The sequence below is a fragment of the Salinibacter sp. 10B genome, from assembly GCF_002954405.1.
Taxonomy (GTDB): Bacteria; Bacteroidota; Rhodothermia; order Rhodothermales; family Salinibacteraceae; genus Salinibacter.
Genome location: NZ_MQWC01000001.1, coordinates 1 through 19,503, shown reverse-complemented (window position 1 = coordinate 19,503; position 19,503 = coordinate 1). Strand labels below are relative to the sequence as shown.

The window sequence follows — 19,503 nt, the reverse complement described above, 5'->3', positions numbered from 1 at the left end:
CTCGTTCAAGAGCCGCTTTAGATGTCCCCGCCTAACATTCACCATGGTACAAAAGTCGGGGGCAGCTCTGGACCCAGACGAGTACTCGGCCCACTCTCTCCGGGCGGGCTTTATCACGCAGGCAATCCGGGCCGGGAAGGCCGAGCGGCGCGTGAAAGAGCACTCCGGCCACGCCTCGTGGGAGACCTTCAACCAGTACGTCGAGGAGGCAGGGACTTTCCAGGACAGTCCCGCTGAGGGAATTGGACTCTGACTCCTCGGAATCTGCTTGGCACCTGACCTCTTCGCTTGAGGATTCGGATCGCCTATCGTAAGAGGTCGCCAGCGAGCGAATTCCCTTATTCCTCCTCTCGGAAGGCCAGCAGTATGGTATCCCGTTTGCCCGAACCTAAGCTTTGAAGGTTCCCTGGACCTGCCTCGGTTTGAGATCTGGTTTCCGTTTTTGGTCATACGCCTCGTGCGCTAAGCCACGGTGAGGAGGACTTGATCCAGTTGTAGACCCCCTCCTAGCCCTTAGGGTGGCTCAGCTCGCAGTACACCGCTTCCACAACCGGTACATGCTCTAAATCGTACCTGCAAAATCGTCTCCTGCCTGTTGGCTCTGTGCTTCGGAGGATCCGATCGTGAAGTTCGACTGGTGATACGGCACTTACTGGGGCGCCGACGTCGACAGTGGAAAGAGCAAGAATAAGCTCAGACGCATTCTGGTCGGCGTACAAAACATCCCGCGGCTTCTTTGATCATTTTACCGTTGGTTTTGTCCTCCGTTCGATCCAGAGGCTCCTATCTTGCCAGACAGTGCTTCGCCTCTTAGTTTTCGAACTGTCCGATTTCTTTTCTGGCCAGAGAGAACGAGCGCTTGGACTCAGAAGGAACGTTTTGAGCTGTCCTTTCCTCAGCATTTCTTTTGCTGAAGTTTCGTTTCTGCCTATGTCCGTTTCTGCTTCCAATGCAGAAGACCTCGCCGAACAAATCCTATCCTCCGATCGCTTTTCGGAGTTAGTTGAAGAAATCGCTGTACGCTTCCACGACGAGGTATACAGGAATAAGCGTCTCCCAGAGATAAAATCCGAGTTTAAGAAAAAAGCTCATGAGGCGGGCTTGTCTGAAGGAGCGGCAGACAGCGTTGCTGAGGACGTAAAAAATACCCTGATAGGCAAAGCCGCCCAGAAGGCACCACCCGAGCCGACCGATAAATGGGGCCCGTTGGAACCGGACGGCAGCCCCCTCTCTGAAGACCAATACAATGAACTTCCTAGTCCCCTCTACCACCTGATTCGTCTCGTGGAAACCGGGGAAGAGCCCTTCCGGCAGGTCCACCGTTTGATCGACGCAGTCGAGTGGGCCGTCAAATGGCACACTATCCTCGCCCTCAGCGACCTACTTACGGTTGGAGACATTCCTAATCAGATTAAGGTTCTACTTGCTCAGAGCCTGCGGACCCCGTCACTTGGTACATGGAACAGATTCTTCAGGGAGGCGGTCGGGGCCTTCGATGAAATAGACGCTGCTCCTTCGCTCCCGTGGGACCGGTTTGAGCGGTTGACCGATCTGGAAAACGAGCATCACCTCGTTAGCTTCCGCAACCAGTACGGGCACGGGGCCACGCCACCACCGGAGGAGTGTCTCAATGATGTGGGAGAGTACCTCCCGGTTTTGAAGGAGCTGGTTCACACGCCGCTGTTCACGAAGATTGGACTCGCAGCTCGAGGGAAGTATGGAGACGCTCAGCTTTTTGTTGGTGGCGACCGCCAGTCTATCAAAGCAGACGTGCCAGAAGGTCATGCCGCTGCTCTTCTACCAGATGAATCCGAGCGGGACATGATTGACCTCTGGCCCCTTGGCGTCACCGCCGAAGCGGAGGCTGATTCGGGCGGGGCCGTCTCTGCTGGAGAACTCCGCTTCTTCTTCTTCGACGCCCTTAAGAACCGAGCGGTTTACCAGCTCAACTACGAGGGGCCAGTTCACCGCCGGGACGAGGACCTCTACGATCCGTTTCTCAATCGGCTTCCTCTTCGGGCCTGGCGAGAGGAGGTATCCACCGAGCTGGAAAGCTTTACCCACGAGATGGCAGTCCTGACTGAGGCGTTTAAGGGACGGCACGAGGTACGGGCGCATCTACGAGGCTTTGCCGCGGGTGGGGAGGGTACCTTGATGGTCTTCGGGGCGCCTGGCATCGGGAAAAGCGCCCTCCTCGCCCAGGTGGTCCGTGAGATCGAAGCGGGCATCGATGCCGACGGGCAGATCCTGACAGGTGAGAACGGCACCCCGATCGATCCGCCGCCTGTGATCGAGTTTTTCATTCGTTGGTCGGAAGGAAAGAACGACCCGGTTCGGTTTCTTCGGTACCTGTGTCGCCACCTCGATGAGCGCTACGGGTTAGACGGACACGGTATTGGTAGTGAGCCGGTCGAGCTACAGGAGCAGCTCTCCGCTCGCCTGGAAGCCATAGAGGGAAAGACTGGTGAGGACAACCCGAAGCGAACCCTTCTCCTGGTGGACGGTCTCGACGAGGCGCCGGAGTTGGGCCGGTACATCCCTGAATCGAGGTCCTGGCTCCCAGTTATCATATCGAGCAGGGAAACGCCCGAAGCAAAAGAGTTCTATGAGGGGCGCAGGCGGGAGACACGCTCGAAGATGACGGTGGGGCCGCTTGGCAAGCGCGAGGTGCGGGCGATTCTCTACGAAGGTGCAAACAAGTACGACCCGGCCTTTGACGAGGACTATGTGGAGGCGGTGGCTGAAAGGTCGGAGGGCAACCCACTCTACCTGACCCTTCTAGTGGAGGAACTCGTTCAGGGCAAGATCGAAGTGGGGGACATCGATGCCCTGCCTGAGAAGATCGGAAAGCTTTACGAAGAGGCGGTACGGCGGGTCACGAAGGACGGTGAGAATCAAACCGTTCTTGGCCTACTTCACCTCCTGGCAGAGACGAAGACGCCGCTGACAGAGGAGGCGATTGCAGACTACCTGGAGGTCAATCCGATGCAGGCGAGTTCGGCGGTGCGAGAGGCGATGGAACTGCTCCACGAGGCGAGTCCGGAGGCGCTCTACCCGGCGGAAGATACCCCTGAAGACGCCTTTTCTCGGAAGGCCGTGCAGCTCTTTCATGAGAGTCTTCGGGAGTGGCTTCGGGAAAAGCACGAGGGCACCTGTGAGAAGATGCAGGAGAGGCTAGCAGAGAAGACGGCCAAGTGGGGAGAACGAAAAAATGAAACGGCTCGACGGTATGCTCTGCGCTACGGTGCGGTCCACCAGCGTGATGCCGGCCGCCACGCCGACCTGTACGATCTACTTGCTGGTGATAGATTCCAGGAAAAACAGGTTCAGACCTTCAAACAGTATGAGGCAACGTTTGCCTCCTACGAGGTGGGGCTGGAGGCCTACGTAGGACGGAATGGGAAAACGCCCGACGATGACGCCCGGCTCTGCCGCCTGGCATTGGATGCAGGACGTGTAGCCCGGGAGGCGAAGGAACGCGTCACGCAGGCCTTCCGGTGGGCAGAAAAAGGACGAATGGAGGTTGCGCTCCAAAGGATAGAAGTTTTGGGCGAGGAGAAGTACTTTCTGGCGGCCCTACAGCTGATCTGGATTGAGGTGAACCGACAGGCCGATTGGCCCGAAGAGGAGCGCTCTTCAGAGAAGGTGCAGCAGGTGCTCGACGCAGTGGATGAGCAGGTTGCGCCGGGCACTAATGCGGTCGACTGGGACAAGTTTTTTAACAAAGAGCTTATTATTTGGTGGGCGGATCAAGTAGCCGCGGTATTTCCCTCGGTCGATTTGACGAGCCTGCTGCTCCGAACCTCAGATTCGAAAGGACTCACTGAAGCACTGCTGAGCCGTATCAAAAGCAGGGGTAGTACCCCTTACCTGACAGTGCAGGCAAAAGAAGTCCGCCGGGTTGCCCAGACAATCGAGTCGAACACTAAATTTGTTGCCGCTCTCTCCAGTCTTGGCTCTTTCCTTATCGAGACCGGCCAGCGCGAACAGGCAACCGCTACCTTTGACCGAGCCCTCGACGTTGCCTGCTCCATAGACCATAGGCGCACACGCGTGGAGGTCCTTTCCGACTTAGCCTCAGTCTTGGCCGAGGAAGGCCAACATGCGCAGGCAACCGATACCTTCGACCAAGCTCTCGACACCGCCCTATCGATTGACGACGACTCAGTTTTTAACGAACGCGCCCAAGCACTCTCAAATTTGACTTCAGCCCTCGCCGAGACCGGCTCCTTTGACCGAGCTCTTTATACTGCTCGATCAATCGGCGACGGCTACCACCGCGCCGAGGTCCTCACCGACCTGGCATCCGCTCTCACTGAGGCAGGTCATATCGAGCAGGCGCGCGCTACCTTCAGTCGAGCCCTCGACGTTTCGAGCTCGATCGACTCAAACAGACGCCGCGCCGAGGCTCTCTCCGACCTCACCGCTGCCCTTGCCGAGGCTGGTACTGTCGAGCAGACCCTACCGCTCTTCAAGCAGATCCTTGACGAGACCCGCGCAATCGATAGCGAATACAACCGCTACGAGGCCCTTTCCGGCGTGGCCTCTGCCCTTGCCGAGGCAAGCGCTATCGAACAAACCCTGCCGCTTTTCGAGCAGGCCCTTGACGAGGTCCGAGCAATCGACTACGAGCCCTATCGCGCTAAGGCCCTTTCCGGCGTGGCCTCTGCCCTTATCGAGGCCGGTGCTATCGAACAAACCCTGCCGCTTTTCGAAAGAGTCCTCGATGCCTTCCAGGAGATCAATGATGACTGGAGATGCGCCGATGCTCTATTCGACCTTGCTTCCGTCCTTACTGAAACCAGAGATATCAAATGTGCAAAGACGATCTCCACACGGGTCCGCACTGCCGCAGAATTGATTGATGACGACCGGAGACACGCTGAGGTTCTGCTCAGCTTCGCCTCCGTCTTCACCAACCACGGTGAAACCGAAGAGGCATTGGCTACTTTGGAACAGGTCCTCTACACCACACAGGATATTGACTCAAACTTAAGGCGCGCCGAGGTTTTCTCTTCGGTCCATTCCCTTCTCACCGATCTCGGAGAAACCGAATCCGCAAGGTCGATCTTCGAGCAGGCCTTCGGCGCAGCATTGGAGATCGACAACGAGAACGGCCGTACTAAAGTCTCCTTCGACGACCACGTCAGGATCTTCTCCGATAATCGTGGGAGGGCTTTTACCTCGATCGACTCCGTTATCGCCAACGACGGAGACTTTGAACAGGCCCTTGAGACTGTCCAGGCGATCGACGATGAAGGTGATCGCGCCTGGGCCCTCTCCGGCCTTGCCGCACTTGTTGCTGACTTTGGTGAATCTAAACGAGCACGAGCCATCTTTGAGCGGGCATTTGACACTGCCCGAGCGGTTGATCATGATCCGAGTCGCACCGAGCTACTCCTCGGCCTTAGCTCCACGATCAGTCGTTCTGGAGGTGTCGATTTTGCAATCGATGTTGCCGTCTCCATTGCCGACCTTTCTAAGAGGGTCGCTGCCATCAGAGAAATTGCTGAACAGCAGGCCGAGGCAGGGCAGGCAGATTCATTTGCTCAACATATGCCTCAGATTGAGTTGCCCCACGACGGCTGGACGGACTTCCTCACCACCTGGCGCGAGACCTTATTAGAACACACCGACGAGCCGCGCCCCCTCCTTCGCCAGAGCCTCACACAGCACCCTTTTGACGTGAAGGCTGCCGCCGAGGGTGTCTACTCGCTGGTGCAGGCCCATGTGCAGGCTGGCGCGATCGATTACGCAGAGGCCATTGCCAAAGAGTGTCCCGAACTGGAACTTAATGTGCTGATCTCGGAGGAGTCCGAACGCGAACCGGACGATTTGGCCCCGGAACGGCAGGAGCAGTACGACCAGCTAGCTAATCTTCGTGACCAGGGCCTCCTCCGAGAGGAGGAGTTTGAGGAAAAAGTTCAGGCTCTGTTCGAGCAAGACAAAGAGTAGCTTCAATAACCGCCTGAATTGCTTCTTCGCTGCAATTCAAGCGAGCAGGAACCGCTTGTTCTTCCACAACGCGGACTCCTCGACTCTCGACAGAGTTCCCTGGAGAGCATGTTCGGCCTTTCTGTAATATCCACACAAAAGTGGACGGTAAGTGCCGTAAAGATGCTTGCCATGGAGTTTTCCCGTTAATGTGGTTATCCAATACTTTTCGTGCTACAGAGAAGCGAAACCGGACTCGATCCAAAGGCGTACTCGGCCCACTCTCTACCGGGGGGCTTCATTATGTAGGCGGTCCCCGCCGGGAAAGCCGAGCGGCGCGTTAAAGAGCACTCCGGCCACGCCGCCTGGGAAACTTTCAACCAGTACGTCGAGGAAGCGGGGACCTTTCAGAACAATCCCGCTTAGGACATCGGGCTTTGAAATTAGTGCTTTCCTTTCCTTCTCCATAGGCCAACGCTCCAGGCTTTCAGATTATCAGTACGGCTTGAAGATCGTCTGTTCGTCGCCCGAGGTGATACGGGCGTAGTAGTCGAGGGCGTAGCGGTCGGTCATACCGGCGACAAAGTCGCAGATCGTGCGCTTCTTGAGTTCGTCCTTGGCACGGTCATGAATCAACCGGTAGTCATCTGGTAGAAGTCGCTCGCCACCAGGTTTATTGAGTGCGTCAAAAATTTGCTTGACGATGTCCTTCCCACGGTATTCTACTACTTGCAAGCGGGCCGATTGAATCTGCGAGATGAAAGTGAAATGCTTCAGCGTCTCTATCCGCTCGCGATAAGTCGGATCTACGTACGCACGAGAAAGAGCAGGTATGTCTTCATTGACCAAAAGATGTGTCGACTGGATGAACTGCCCAATGAGGTCTGACGTGAACTTCTCACGGCGAAATGACTGTTTCGCTACGTCCTTGGCCTCGCGGTAGAAGAGAGAGCCTTTACTGACCTGATAGTCCGGGGAACCGAGGAGTTCTATCATCTCCTTTGGGGTTAAATCCTCCGGCTCCTCGGCATTTTCTGATGTCGAGTCATCAGGTCCAGGAGTCTGAGAAGAAACAGAAGAGGGTTCGGATGAGGACTCGACCTCTGAGATGACGTGATCGCGAAAGATGTCGAACATGATCTCCCGAATGCGGTCCGAGTCGTAGCCATTGTCTCCGATGCACTCAACATACTTGTCGGCTTCATCTGGAAACCCAGCTTCCCGGATGTTTTGCTCCTCTTCTTCCATAGTGCCTTCAACCTCCTCTGCTACCTCTTCGGCTGTATCAGGATCAATGCCAAGCAAATCCATCGGTTGTAAGAATCCAGCCTGAAACGCATCCTCCAAATCATAGGTCGAATAGGCAATGTCATCGGCAATGTCCATGATGCTACACTCGACCGTCTTGAAATCCGAGAGCTGTCTATCACCTGTCACTCGGCTTTTTATTTTGTCGACGAGGTTTTGGGAGGTGCAGTAAAATCCCTTCTCCGTGCCAGTCCGTTCGCGCCGATGTCGTGGGATCTGCCGATCATATTTCAGAACGGATGCAAGCGAACGGTACGTCAAATTCAATCCTAGTCGCTGGTCGTTGCCGTTGTCGTCGATGCCAAGTTTACCTGGGGGCGTGCGATACTTTTTCTTTTCGAGTCGGGCTATGATGCGTAAAGTTTGAGCATTGCCCTCGAATCCTCCAGCATCGAGCATGCACTCGTCAAGTGCCTCTTCCCCGTTGTGACCGAAAGGAGGATGTCCAATATCATGGGCAAGCGCAGCAAACTCGACGAGATCAGTATTGATGTCGTCATCTAAATCCCCTGTAGCGTTGAAACGTATCGCTATTGACTTGGCAACCTGAGCAACTTCAAGGCTATGTGTCAGCCGGTTGCGGAAGAAATCAGACTCGTGATCAGGGAAGAGTTGCGTTTTCCCATCTAATCGGCGGAAGCTCGGCGAATGGAGAAGACGAGCATAGTCCCGGCGGAATACCGACCGGTAATTTTCCTCATTCGAGTCTCTCGGCTGTATCCTCTCTTTTTCCTCCTCGGTATACAGGGGCCTGCTCATCTCAAGAAGTTTTGTCTCGGGGAGAGCTATGGGCTAGGGGAATGTGATTTATTACTGCATTCCGACGGGTGAATATAAAAGAACTGCCAGTGGCTCGATTAGCCACTGGCAGTTTGGACAAACCCGTACTCCTGCATCTTCATATCTCCTAATCACCGGAAGAGCCATCTTCCTCTTGGTTCCCTCTGTCTTGAGCATCGGACGACTGACGGAATCGCTCAAGGTTTCTTTCCACCTTGCTGTAGATTTTTGCATACCGTCCTGGAAGCGAGCGATCCTCCGCTGTTTTCTCAGACTGCGGTCCGCTTCTGCCTTTTCTTTCTTTGCTCATAGGGAAAAACCTAGTCGTTTGGAAGCTAGTGCAGGATAGGTATAATATTTTTGCAAGTAGATACGCCTCTTGCAGGAAAATATTAAGCCTCTGGCAACACAAATGCTAAAAAGACTGCGGATATCGTTACATTATCGGCAGTAATGATGGCTCTATCGCAATTCAAAGGACTGTTGGGCAAAGTCATTAACGGACAGAGCAATATCCACCGACGATAGAACCGGAGTCTGCTATCCCTGAAGTCCGCCCTTTCTCAGTCCTGGGCCGGTGTGAAGATTGCTGTCCATGGGGGGGCCTGATCATTTTCCATTTATCCTCTGCCCTATCCTTCAGTCAGAATAGCGGGAATAATGACGGCGTGGTGGTCCGAATAGAGGTGGGGGCTAGGAGCCACTCTGCTCCTGTAATCGTTCCCCAGAATGGATTCCCCCGCAATGGACTCCTCGATTCGGGCGGCTACCTCATCGAGCTCGCTTCGGCTGCATGTCCGCCTCTCCCGTAGACCTTTGCGTACCAAATCGCCTGGTGACCGGCAGCGGTCTGGGACCTCCGCCACTCTGCGGAGAATAGTTCGTTCCTGTAGAACCCGTCCCCGTTCTCGGATAGTTCTGGAGTTTGCGCTTCAATGAAACCGTCGGTAACAGTTTGGGGGAGCCTTTAGCATCGAGGCATTCGGTTTCCAGATGTGATAGAGATGCTGTCCAGAGAGTCAATTGGACACCGGCTGTGCCGAATCGAACAGGTCGGCATCAATACGCTTGTCCAAATAAGCGCCGGTGTTCTAGTAGAAGACCCTCAGAGCATCGAGTCCTGCGGCCTGATCGATGGCGAGAGGATTAGAAGCAGCCGTCGGGGTACTCGAAAAGTGACTCCGTCCCGTCGGGAAAGAAGTCAAACAAGGAGATGCTTTTCTATCGAGGCGCTTTCCCCTTCTTGAACTGAGGTGGTGAAGAAGGACTCGCCGAGTGAGACGGAGATCTCTCCTCACGCGTAACTCTCTTCTTTCGGAGAGTAGGTTGGTTTAGCAATGCTTCCCTCGGGTTCCCAGTGTCAGTGTTGTTGTAGATCGAAATCTCCTGTGCTGTATCCAGTAAATGGCGCTCCGCGACCTCCAGGTTCAGTCGGGCGAGCTCACTGTTCGACGCTGGGTCATCACGCTTTTCAACTTCTTCGCCGACTTCGACAAACCTCTTTCCCGCAGCGGCACCAGTGAAAAGCGGATCGGAGGTCACGAGTGAGCAGGTGTGTCCCGCTTCAGCAAGGCGGTGAATCGTCCAATCCGCCTTTTCCATGCTTACTCCAACAGCGAGTACGTGGAGGCGCCTGTCTACTTGGCTAAGTATCTGGGAGAGGCCAGCAAGCTCCGGACGATACGTCTCCGTCTGCCGAGTCATCGTGAAGTCCCTCGAGACGACGTGGATCTGATCGTTATCTTCCAGCCACTGGGCCCATTGCTTCCGGTCTCTCAGATCTCGCCAGTAAATATTCGGAATCGGAACCGCCGCAGTCCGCGTCTCGATCTCGGAAACGACCTGATGGTGACGCTTCTGCATAATCACGTTTTGCGCGGCGGGTGTTCTGGGATTCCCTTCCCGCTCGGACGAGATGGAGAAAGTCGGTCCCGTCATGCCATCGATTCCATGACGATCAACCATCTCGTACACCATTGATCGAGGCATGTCCCAAAACGCAGCAAGGAGGTCATCACGCCCGTTCAGCACCGCCAGAATGTTTGTCTCTGGACTCACGTGGAGCTGGCTCCTGAGGTCTTCCGAAGCGAGGAGACCGGTGGGGTTTCCGCTTTTTCCGCCTGTGCTAATCAGCTTTGGGAGTCGGACCCCTGCCCATTTAAGTTCGGCCCTGGTGTCCTCAGGAAGATCTGTGGTTTGGTAGGGAATGAGTATCGGGAATGGCAATGGCCTCTCCCCTTCTGTGTCTCGAGGCTCCGATTGGAGGCGCTTTTGACGAATCGAGACCTCATCGAGTGTTCGACCATCCCCGACTACCTTATGATACGGGTCGGGGGCGTCAGTGCGAGCCCGGCAAATCAACGGGCAATTCTTGCAGTCGTAGCGGCGGGCGGGTTCTTCCCAAACGCAGCCGCAGGGCGCGGCGGATGATCCGCCACACGCCTGGTAGAGGGCGCAATCCTGGCACACCGATTCCTCGAAGAGCGTCGAGGGATCGGCATACTCGGCCGGTTGAGAACTTTGAGGCTCGGAAGACACTACGTCGGTGCCGTTATGGCGTTAGGACAATAATTGCAGTTGGCTTCGGAGTATCCGGAAGGCCCTTTACGTGACCGCTGTCCAGTCCTCGGCTCTGTGCCTTTTCAGCATCCTGTAGATTAAGGTAACCAAGGACATCCCCGGTGACCCGGACCTCGCGGCCGCTTACAGTGACCGTATCACCGATACTTGTTTGTTTTCTCACCTCTAGGTTTACCGAGGCTAGGCGGACGGTCAGGGAGGCCTCCTCAGCAATGTCTTTCTTCTCAAGTTCACCGCCTCCCTCCTCGGCGAGATCAACACCATCCGGGGTTCCGTCCGTCCCTGGGGATTCTGGCTGGTAGTCTTCGTTGTAGTTCGTGCTGCTACCCATGGCGGATCGGGAAATCAAGAGGAGAGTTGATCGGGAAATTTACTGCGAAGGGAACGACCGCCGTCCCTTCCCACGTTGTACCCCACGCAACGAAACGTTAAATAAAGTGGTTCTACACCAGATACTTAACGCTACGTTATCCGCATTCTTGATACAATATGCACAATGTAGATTACGAGGCTCTCGGCCAGCGCCTTCGACAAGCTCGGAATCAGGCGCACATGAGCCAGAAGGAGGCTGCCGAGCACCTCGACATTACTCCATCTGCCCTCAGCCAGTATGAATCTGGCAAGCGGAAGATTGGGGCTTTAACTTTAGAGCGCCTCGGCCGTCTCTACGGCATTCCTCTCTCCTCGCTTTTTCCCGATAGTGGGGAAGATGAGCGCCCCGACTGGGAGGCAGCCCTCTTCGGTCAGGCCGACGATCTCTCGCCTCAGGGACGAAAGGGCGTCGCGAAGTTGATCCGCCGCGTACGGCAGTTTCGGGAGCTCCATGAGAGAACGGGAGAAGAGCTACCTAGCTCTCCTCACCATGCCTTCAAGCCGCTCCCCGAGCGAGACTATCCGCCGGAAGATGTGGAGCTTTTTGCCGAGGAGGCCAGAGATCACTTCGATCTCGGGTCTGCTCCCCTTTCCCGGGTGAAGGGGTTTATTGAGCAGGTCGGTGCCTACGTGTTCGGCGTACCGCTTGGCGACCTGACGGAGGACATCTCAGGGCTGTTCTTTACCCATCCGGACCTGGGCCCAGTGGTAGCCGTCAATTCCGACCAGTACTATGGGCGGCGCCCCTTCACGATGGGTCATGAGCTGGCTCACGTGCTCTTCCATTACAACCGGCCCGCCATTCTTTGCAGGAGCCAGGACAAGCCGCCTTCAGAGCGGTTCGCGGATCGGTTCTCTGCCCGTTTCCTGGTTCCGCGCAAGGCGCTTTTGGAGCGGCTTCGTCAGATGGGGGTCGAGAAGGTTGAACACCCAGAGCAGGTGGTGCACCTTGCCCGACACTTCGGGATCAGCTACTTGGCGATGTTCTACCGGCTCAAGGCCGAACGGAAGATTGATCCGAAGTCGGCTGATTACGAATCCGTGCGGCCTGTCAGTCTAGCCCGTCGCCTCGGCTATGCGCCCTCTGACCACGAGTACCGAGATCTAAAGTGGCCGCTTGAAGACCGTCTGCCTCAGCGCTACATCGAACTGGCGTACAAGGCCTGGCAAGACGGGGATATTTCCAAGCGCCGGGCCGCGGAGCTTCTCGGCATAAGTGCCATCGAATTGGAGGAACGAGTTGAGGAGGAAGCTGCTTCTCCGGAACGTCCGGAGGCCTATCATGATCTTGAGTAGTAAGAAGCCGGTCTTGGACACGATGGTCCTTCAGGCCTTCGGCTTCGGGCATCCAGGGGGAATTGAGCTACTCCTACGGATCTTGCAGGCAGAGAACGGGCGGTTTCCGGCCGAGGTGTACGCCGCCGACGAAGGGGAGCTTTCCCTCGGAGAAGACGACGAGGACCTAAGTGAGCTTGCACGTGGTCTCCGCTACGCCAAACGTCAAGTCCAGACCCTCCCTCCTGCTCAAGGTGAGCGGTACCAACGGTGGCTCGACCACGCCTCTCAAATCAAAGAGCATATGGACGCTGGGGATCTGGTTCTCGATCCATTAGGGGTCGAAGAGCTTCCCGAAAGAGAAGAGCTGATGGACGAGCACGGTATCGGCCGCGGGGAAGCGGCCTGCCTGGTTCTTGCTCTACGTCATGGTGCGCCGGCGGTCTTCGTCTCTTCAGATGAGGAGGCGTCCGAGGTAGCAGATGAGCTCGGTATACGACGCATTACGATCCGAGATGTCCTCAGAAGCTGGGTAAACGTATTCGGGCCCTCTACTGCCGTATTCGATGAACTTGTTGAGGGACTGCGTCAGGCGCGGTTTGACCCCGGTGAGGGCTTTGCAGACTCATTAAGGAGGGAGTTATGAGAGATTCATTATGCGTACCCCTTTCCGCCAATCGAGGGGCTTCTTGAGAACTGGGACTGTTCTCCTAACTGAAAATGGTCAACGATGAACGAACACTGGCGCTACTTCCAGGCTCTTGAGGAGGATCTCCAAGAATGCACTCGCTATGTTCACTTTACTCGGGAGAACTTCGACACCTACTCTACTGAGTTTGCCCGCCTTCTTCTCTCTACAGCGTCGGAGTTCGACACCATAGCGAAGTGCCTGTGTCGAGAAATTAGACCAGAATGCAATGTTGGAAGCAGAATAGGAGAATACAGGGACGTGATCACATCTGAGTACCCTCGGTTTCCAGAGCTGGAGATTCACCTTCCACGCTATGATCTGTCTTTCAAGCCATGGCTAGAGTGGGAGAATAATCGGAATCCAGAATGGTGGGAAGCCTACAATGCTGTCAAGCATGAGCGCAACCAGCATTTCGACGAAGCGACGTTGGGGTCGTCTCTTTCTGCACTTTCAGGTCTGCTAGCCGGACTGATGTACTGGTTTAGAGAAACAGGAAAAAAGATCGCTTCCGATCAGGCTCCAAAACTGTATAGACCGGAGCAGTACGACATCATTGCAGGTCCGGATAAGTATTGGAACTACGATCTACCGGGAGATCCAGAGCGAAGAAAGAAAATGCAGAGAACACAGAGGTGAGCTTTGAGCCCCCGCTTGAGCGGTTGGACTGCCTTGTTGGGTGGAGAACGCTTGGCGTGCGATTAGGCCGGATGTTTCCTTAGAAGTATACGAGTCTGTTTGGAAGCCCATCTCGCAGATGGTACCTTGGACGTGTGTTAGCAGCTATCCGTCTTTTCTTGGCACACGTTCTCAATTCTGAGTATGCCAGAACTGAAGCCGCTTCTCAAAGAGTTCGCCGAGATTGCCGACGAGTGGTTTGAAGACCGCGAGTTTCTGGTTGAGCATTACGAGTTCATACAGGACTTCTTTCGTCCGGAGAACCTCCAAGAGGCCGAATGGGAGAACTTTCAAGAGTTGGGCAAGCAGATTCATGCCCTAACTACGAATCCCATGGCCTACGAGCGGGCATTCGGTAACCCAAATCACCCAATTGAACGCTATCGGAAAAGCTTCGAGTACCTCGCTCGCGGGGATGATCCTCTTCCGAAGCGTCTCGACGAGATCCAGTCGAACAGGGAGCCGTACGGCCTCAAGTTCCTTTCGGAGAGCTCGATAGGCGAACTCGCCGGAAAGCTGTTCGCAGAGAACTACCTCGTGTTTAATCGCCGTTCGCGGAAGGGTTTGGAATATCTCGGCTACGACATTCCGACGCAGGGACTAAGTTTCGGAGAACGCTTCGTTCAGCTGACTGAAACGGCCCAGCCAGTCATTGAGAAGTACAACGAAGTCGTTGGCGCGCGGACGGAGGTCCCAGTTTACCTGGAGGTCGATCAGTTCTTCAATTGGACCTTCGAGACCCAATTCGAGCAGAACGGGGAGAAGAAACGGAAATCTCGGCCAGCGGATCAGCAGCAGAACAAGTGGCTAATTGCCGCAGGTCGAGATTCAAAGTTTTGGGAGTACTGGCAAGATCAGGGGTTCATTGCAATTGGCTGGGACGAGCTTGGCGATCTTCGCCAGTATGGAAGTCCCGAGGAGATGGTGCAGGAAGTCGAGCGGGTATCAAAGGTCGACGCAAAGGCGTGCTGGGAGTTTACCCGGACGATGAAGGAGGGGGATCTCGTGTTTGTAAAGGGGGGCAATACCTCCCTCCTCGGTGCAGGGATAGTTACTTCTGGATACCGCTACGACTCCGGTGACAAGAAGCGGAACAGAAACCAGCGAGACGTGAAGTGGGTCCGCACCGGTGATTGGGAAACTCTTCCTCGCAGCTTCCCCCGGTCGGATTGGGACCGCAATAAGAAAGAGTCGGACAAGTGGCGAGAGGAGCCCCGAATCCTTCCCCGTAAGACCCTCACCGAGGTTGGCAAATACGACCGAATGGCCGCTGAGCTGGAGATTCTGCTCGGGATCGATGGGCAGATAGAGGCAGGGTACCGGGACCCACTCTCCATCGACGACGAGGTTCTGAGGGCGGCCGTTGAGAAAGTGATTCGCCCATGCGTCGAAGACAAGGTCTTCCGCGAAGGCGGCGAATCCTACCTTTACGACCAGCGGGTTCCCACTGGGCAAAAGCATCTTCTTCCGGAGGCCCTGGAAGAAGCCCCAGTTACACATGCCCAGGAGGCACTTCCAAGCGACACCAATCCCCTCGGATGGCAGGAAGTCGACCGCGCGCGAAACGCCTTCGACGCTGCCGGCCCTGAGGAGGTGCGGGAGAGGCTCCAGGACCTTTTGCGTGGAGACCGGTCCCTCCAGTCCCGTCTTCAGTCCTTTCTCGAATGGGGCCAGTTCGAGGGAGAAGGAAAAACGGTTGGAATCAACGGCACCGTTGCCAGCTACTTCCTGGCGGTTGTGCATCCGCCACTTTGTGCCTTCTGCAAGCCAAGTACCTACCAGGTTGCCGCTGAAGCTCTTTTGGGACCGGACGCGGCCAAAACTGCTAGTGATGAGGCCGGCCGGATCGTTCATGCCTCCCGTCTTTATGGGGACGTCCTCCGCCGTCTGCGACGCGAGTACGGTCTTCCGCTTCGGAATCTCTGGGACGTGCACGCGGCCTTCTACATTCTCTCGTCTACTTCTGACCATTACCCAGAAGCGTCTTGGGACAAACTTTTGGACATGGAAAAAGCGAAGGCCAAAGGCAGTGAAGGAAAGGCTTCCCGCGTCTTCAAAGTTGCCCCTGGAAAGGAGGCAAAATTCTGGGAGGAGTGCAGAGAAGAAGGCTACATTTGCGTCGGGTGGGAGGAGGTCGGGGACCTTCGTGACTACGAAAGCGAAAGCGACTTTCGGGCCGCGTTTTATGACCGGTACTATCCGAATCTCTATGATCGGAAGCAGAAAGCCTCTGAAAAGGCGGGCGAGCTATGGACGCTTCGTGAGATGGATTCGGGCGATCGGATCGTTGCAAACCGAGGAACCAGCGAGGTGCTCGCGGTCGGTCGGGTTGCCGAGTCCGGCTATGAATGGGACGACGGCCGCGAAGACTACAACCACGTGGTCCACGTCGACTGGGACCCCAGTTTCGCCCAGACGATTCCAGAACGGTCTCATTGGGCCGTAAAGACAGTGAAAGAGCTCCAGGAGGACTTTGTCGATCGAGTCCTCAAAGACGAAAGTCCAGAGCCATTTGCAGTAGAAGAAGCGACCAGCGACCTCTTTTATGAAACGGAAACGTTTCTGGGCTGGCTGGATCGCCTTCAAAAGAAGAAAAACATTATTCTCCAGGGGCCGCCTGGCGTCGGAAAGACGTTTGTCTCAAAGAAGCTCGCCTACGTGCTTTTGGAGGAGAAGGCAGAGGGTCGCGTAAAGATGGTCCAGCTCCACCAGTCCTACACTTACGAGGACTTCATCCGGGGATATCGGCCGAAGCCAGACGGTGGATTCCAGCTTCAGGACGGGGTGTTTTTTGAGTTCTGCCAGAAGGCCAAAAAGGACCCGGAGAACGATTACGTCTTCATCATCGACGAAATCAACCGGGGCAACCTCAGCAAGGTCTTCGGAGAGCTGATGATGCTTATCGAGAAGGACAAGCGCGGCCCGCAGGAGGCAGTACCCCTGGCCTATCAGCGTGAAGAGACCGATCCATTTGGAAAGCAGTTCTACGTTCCGGAGAACGTCTACCTGATCGGCATGATGAACACGGCGGATCGCTCCCTGGCTATGGTTGACTACGCTCTCCGCCGGCGTTTTGCATTCGTGGACATGGAACCCCGCTTCACGGCGGATCGCTTTCGGGCGTTTCTGGAGGAGGTAGGTGTTGGCGCTGAACTGATTGACAAGATCACCACCAAGCTCCCTGCCCTAAACGAAGAGATTGCCGATGACGACAACCTCGGAGAGGGCTTCAAAATCGGACACAGCTACTTCTGCCCCGATGAGGACGAGACTCCCAGCGAGGAGTGGTATCAAAAAGTGATCGATCGAGAGATTGCACCTCTTCTCAAAGAATACTGGTTTGACGCTCCGGAGACGGCCGAGAAAGAGATTGAGGAGCTGAGAGCGTAAGGACGCTTCCTGTTTGTTCGCCTCTTTCCTGTCTCCCTGTTATCTGCTCTGGCCATGTCCCAGATCCCGATTGAAAATGTGTACTACCTGCTCTGCTACGCGTGGGGGCAGATGAGGGAGGGTGAGATCGCGGAGACTGGTGCAAGCAAGCAGACCGAGCTGGTTGATCTGTTTGCCAAGGTTCTCATCAATGGGACCGAGCGGGTCCTGAAGCAGGGACTAGATCGAGGATACGTTACCCAGTCCGAAGACACTTCCAGGCCCCGCGGCCGCATCGACTTCGACACCTCGCTGAAGCGTGCGCTTCTTCCTCGCGCTCGGGTTCACTGCCAGTACGATACCCTCAGCCGCGATGTCCTTCATAACCGGATTCTGAAGAGCACGCTTGGCGACTTGGCTCAGGTAGAAAGCATAGACGAGGACCTTCGAAGAAAGCTTCTTACCTTGCAACGGCGGTTCGGAGAGGTAAGCGATGTGCCTCTCCGCCGGTCGCTGTTTCGGCGCGTTCAGCTTCACAGCAACAACGCGTTCTACCGATTCCTCTTGAACATTTGCTCGCTGGTAGAACGGAACCTCGATTTGACAGAAGAGGGAGAGGGCCGCCAGTTTCGTGACTTTCTGCGCGATAAGGCCACCATGTCTACGGTCTTCGAGGACTTCGTATTGAACTTCTACGATCGGGAGCAGGAAGTCTACGACGTAAGCTCTCCGTACATCTCCTGGGATGTCGAGGGGAAGCCTCCAGATCGGCTTCCGCGGATGGAGACCGACGTGGTGCTTACCTCCTCAGACCGGACGATCGTCATAGACACGAAGTTCTACGAGAATCCGCTCGTCTCCAATTGGGAGCAGAAGCGATATCGGTCTGAGCACCTATACCAGCTCTTCTCGTATCTGCAGAATGCAGAGACGAAAGGGCGAAGGTGGAAAGATGCCAAGGGAATTCTACTGTATGCAGCAACGGACACTGACCTCGACGAGAAAGCTTTTGAAGTTCGAGGGCATAAGATGCAAGCCCACAGCATTGACCTCGATCAGAAGTGGTGGAAGATACATGATGATCTCCTTACTCTCGTCAATATTTCTACTTGAGGTTGTCCATTACGGCATCTGATTAAATTTCCGCGGTGCCCTTCGTCCCTAAAAAGCACCGAATAGTGTTTTCCACTTGACAGTGAGGCAAGCGAGTGATAGTGTCCGGCTACAATCTTCAAGATTAGCCGGGCTCATCAGCCATGGCGATAACGAGATAGCCGCCCATCGGGCTGAAAGGAAACACCTGTTCGAAGATCTTGCCTCGAAACCGCTTATAGATAGACGAAGATGGGGCGCGTTAAGAGCCAGAAGTTTTTCCTCTGTTGGTTCTATCTGTCAGCTCGAGCCCGATCAAAATTCCCGTCGGACCAGACTGCTCTTCTTTCGCTAGTCGTTTCAGAAGCGCCCGGTCTTCGGAGTAGCGCTCGGCCCACTGCTCGAAGAGCTCTTCGATGCGCTTCCGCTTCCCGCTTTCGGGACCTTCTCTGCCAGCAATGTGCAAGAGGAGACGTGCCGCACCATCTGCTCCTTCTCGGGCCAGCGTTTCTTCTTCGGCCTCCGGATGGAGATGCTCTTTCAGATAAGACGTGAGCTCTTTCATCGTGCCATGGAGGCCGCGGCTCGTCATGGCTCGGCTGACCTTCTTCTGGCCTCCCTCCTCGCTCCACATCGCGCTGAGCTCCGGGTAGGCCGTGCCATTTTTCCAAGTGAACGTGAGTCCCAGTCCCCGAAGGCCTAGTCGGTTATGGGAGTCGGACATCTTCTCCCGCGCCTCGCTCGAGTGCGGAAGCCGCTCGGACTCTATAGGCACGCCCAGCTCCTCGGCCTTCCGATCGCGGTACTCGATTGCGGCCTGGAGAGCCTCCTCCTGGCTGTCGTACTGGAGAATGGGGACGTACTTTCGGATTGGCCCGACTTCTTCCGGGACGTCTTTGAAGCGGACGTAGTAGCCGGCCGAGCCGCCCATCTGCTCGATGAAGGAGATCCGTGAGGGAAGCGTCCCGGGCTCGGGAGGATCGATCTCATCTTTCGTCATCGGAGTTTGTGGACTGCTCCATATTCCTGATCGGATCCGTCAAGGGTGGGGAGCCCGCCTTGAAGAGGATCGAGCCGGTCGGCATGCTCGCGGGCCCAGGCCAGCCACTCGTCAATCTCCTTTTTCTCTTCAGCGGTGAGCGCTCGTCTCTGTGCTTGCCGTTCAACTTCGTCAATGTACCGGCGCAGATCTTGAGCCTCTTTCCAGTCCCCTGCCTGTCTCTCGAGCTCCTCCCGACGCTTTTCTTCTTCCCGTCGACGGCGCCGTTGTTCTTCCTGCCTCTTTCTCTTCTTCTCGAACCTTTGCTGAAACTCCCTTCGTTCCTTCCTCCGCTGTTTAACGCCGTAGGCGGCCTCGTGCATCCCCTCTAGAATCTCGGGGACCATGTCTTCCAGCGTCTTTTCCTCCCCCTCCCTCCATTTTTTTT

At 55.6% G+C, this 19,503-nt stretch carries 12 protein-coding genes and 1 pseudogene; 7 read left to right on the top strand and 6 right to left on the bottom strand.

Features of this window, described 5'->3' with window-relative positions:
• Positions 1 to 43 precede the first annotated feature (43 nt).
• The gene (locus BSZ35_RS00070; RefSeq protein WP_105010527.1) at positions 44 to 253 is read left to right on the top strand and encodes a tyrosine-type recombinase/integrase; all 210 of its coding nucleotides are present in this window, start codon (positions 44 to 46) and stop codon (positions 251 to 253) included.
• A 746-nt stretch (positions 254 to 999) separates the two neighbouring features.
• Here BSZ35_RS00070 and BSZ35_RS19690 read toward each other — a convergent pair.
• Positions 1,000 to 1,320 (bottom strand): hypothetical protein, encoded by a 321-nt coding sequence (locus BSZ35_RS19690; RefSeq protein WP_105010526.1) that lies wholly within the window; start codon positions 1,318 to 1,320, stop codon positions 1,000 to 1,002.
• Positions 1,321 to 1,323: 3 nt separating this feature from the next.
• Between BSZ35_RS19690 and BSZ35_RS00060 the strand changes: the two genes are divergently transcribed.
• Positions 1,324 to 5,955 carry an ATP-binding protein gene (locus BSZ35_RS00060; RefSeq protein ID WP_146109953.1) on the top strand — a complete coding sequence of 1,544 codons (4,632 nt, stop codon included), beginning with the start codon at positions 1,324 to 1,326 and terminating at the stop codon, positions 5,953 to 5,955.
• A 474-nt stretch (positions 5,956 to 6,429) separates the two neighbouring features.
• Here BSZ35_RS00060 and dgt read toward each other — a convergent pair whose 3' ends face one another.
• From dgt to BSZ35_RS00040, 3 genes are all read right to left on the bottom strand, one after another.
• Positions 6,430 to 8,001 (bottom strand): dGTP triphosphohydrolase, encoded by a 1,572-nt coding sequence (gene dgt, locus BSZ35_RS19410; RefSeq protein WP_181149104.1) that lies wholly within the window; start codon positions 7,999 to 8,001, stop codon positions 6,430 to 6,432.
• A gap of 1,242 nt (positions 8,002 to 9,243) precedes the next feature.
• Positions 9,244 to 10,248, bottom strand: a complete 1,005-nt coding sequence (locus tag BSZ35_RS00045; protein WP_258096012.1) for a hypothetical protein — start codon at positions 10,246 to 10,248, stop codon at positions 9,244 to 9,246.
• 325 nt (positions 10,249 to 10,573) lie between these two features.
• Positions 10,574 to 10,933 (bottom strand): hypothetical protein, encoded by a 360-nt coding sequence (locus BSZ35_RS00040; protein WP_105010522.1) that lies wholly within the window; start codon positions 10,931 to 10,933, stop codon positions 10,574 to 10,576.
• A 158-nt stretch (positions 10,934 to 11,091) separates the two neighbouring features.
• Between BSZ35_RS00040 and BSZ35_RS00035 the strand changes: the two genes are divergently transcribed.
• The 5 genes from BSZ35_RS00035 to mcrC all read left to right on the top strand — a co-directional run bounded on the left by BSZ35_RS00035 (position 11,092) and on the right by mcrC (position 18,097).
• Entirely contained in the window at positions 11,092 to 12,270 is a 1,179-nt protein-coding gene (locus tag BSZ35_RS00035) for an XRE family transcriptional regulator (protein ID WP_105010521.1), read from the top strand.
• A gap of 22 nt (positions 12,271 to 12,292) precedes the next feature.
• The gene (locus BSZ35_RS00030; RefSeq protein WP_146109952.1) at positions 12,293 to 12,895 is read left to right on the top strand and encodes a hypothetical protein; all 603 of its coding nucleotides are present in this window, start codon (positions 12,293 to 12,295) and stop codon (positions 12,893 to 12,895) included.
• A gap of 84 nt (positions 12,896 to 12,979) precedes the next feature.
• Complete coding sequence (locus BSZ35_RS00025) at positions 12,980 to 13,576, top strand: hypothetical protein (protein WP_105010519.1); 597 nt, start codon at positions 12,980 to 12,982, stop codon at positions 13,574 to 13,576.
• A 183-nt stretch (positions 13,577 to 13,759) separates the two neighbouring features.
• Positions 13,760 to 17,005 carry an AAA family ATPase gene (locus BSZ35_RS00020; protein WP_105010518.1) on the top strand — a complete coding sequence of 1,082 codons (3,246 nt, stop codon included), beginning with the start codon at positions 13,760 to 13,762 and terminating at the stop codon, positions 17,003 to 17,005.
• Between the two features lie 54 nt (positions 17,006 to 17,059).
• A complete protein-coding gene (mcrC, locus tag BSZ35_RS00015; RefSeq protein WP_105010517.1) occupies positions 17,060 to 18,097 on the top strand; it encodes a 5-methylcytosine-specific restriction endonuclease system specificity protein McrC in 1,038 nt (345 codons plus the stop codon).
• A gap of 241 nt (positions 18,098 to 18,338) precedes the next feature.
• On the opposite strand, the gene BSZ35_RS00010 is transcribed toward mcrC, so the two are convergent.
• Together BSZ35_RS00010 and BSZ35_RS00005 are read right to left on the bottom strand one after the other, a co-directional pair.
• Entirely contained in the window at positions 18,339 to 19,076 is a 738-nt protein-coding gene (locus BSZ35_RS00010) for a hypothetical protein (RefSeq protein ID WP_105010516.1), read from the bottom strand.
• Positions 19,073 to 19,503: pseudogene (locus tag BSZ35_RS00005) on the bottom strand (hypothetical protein); the annotation flags it as partial. The gene BSZ35_RS00010 and the pseudogene BSZ35_RS00005, both read right to left, overlap by 4 nt.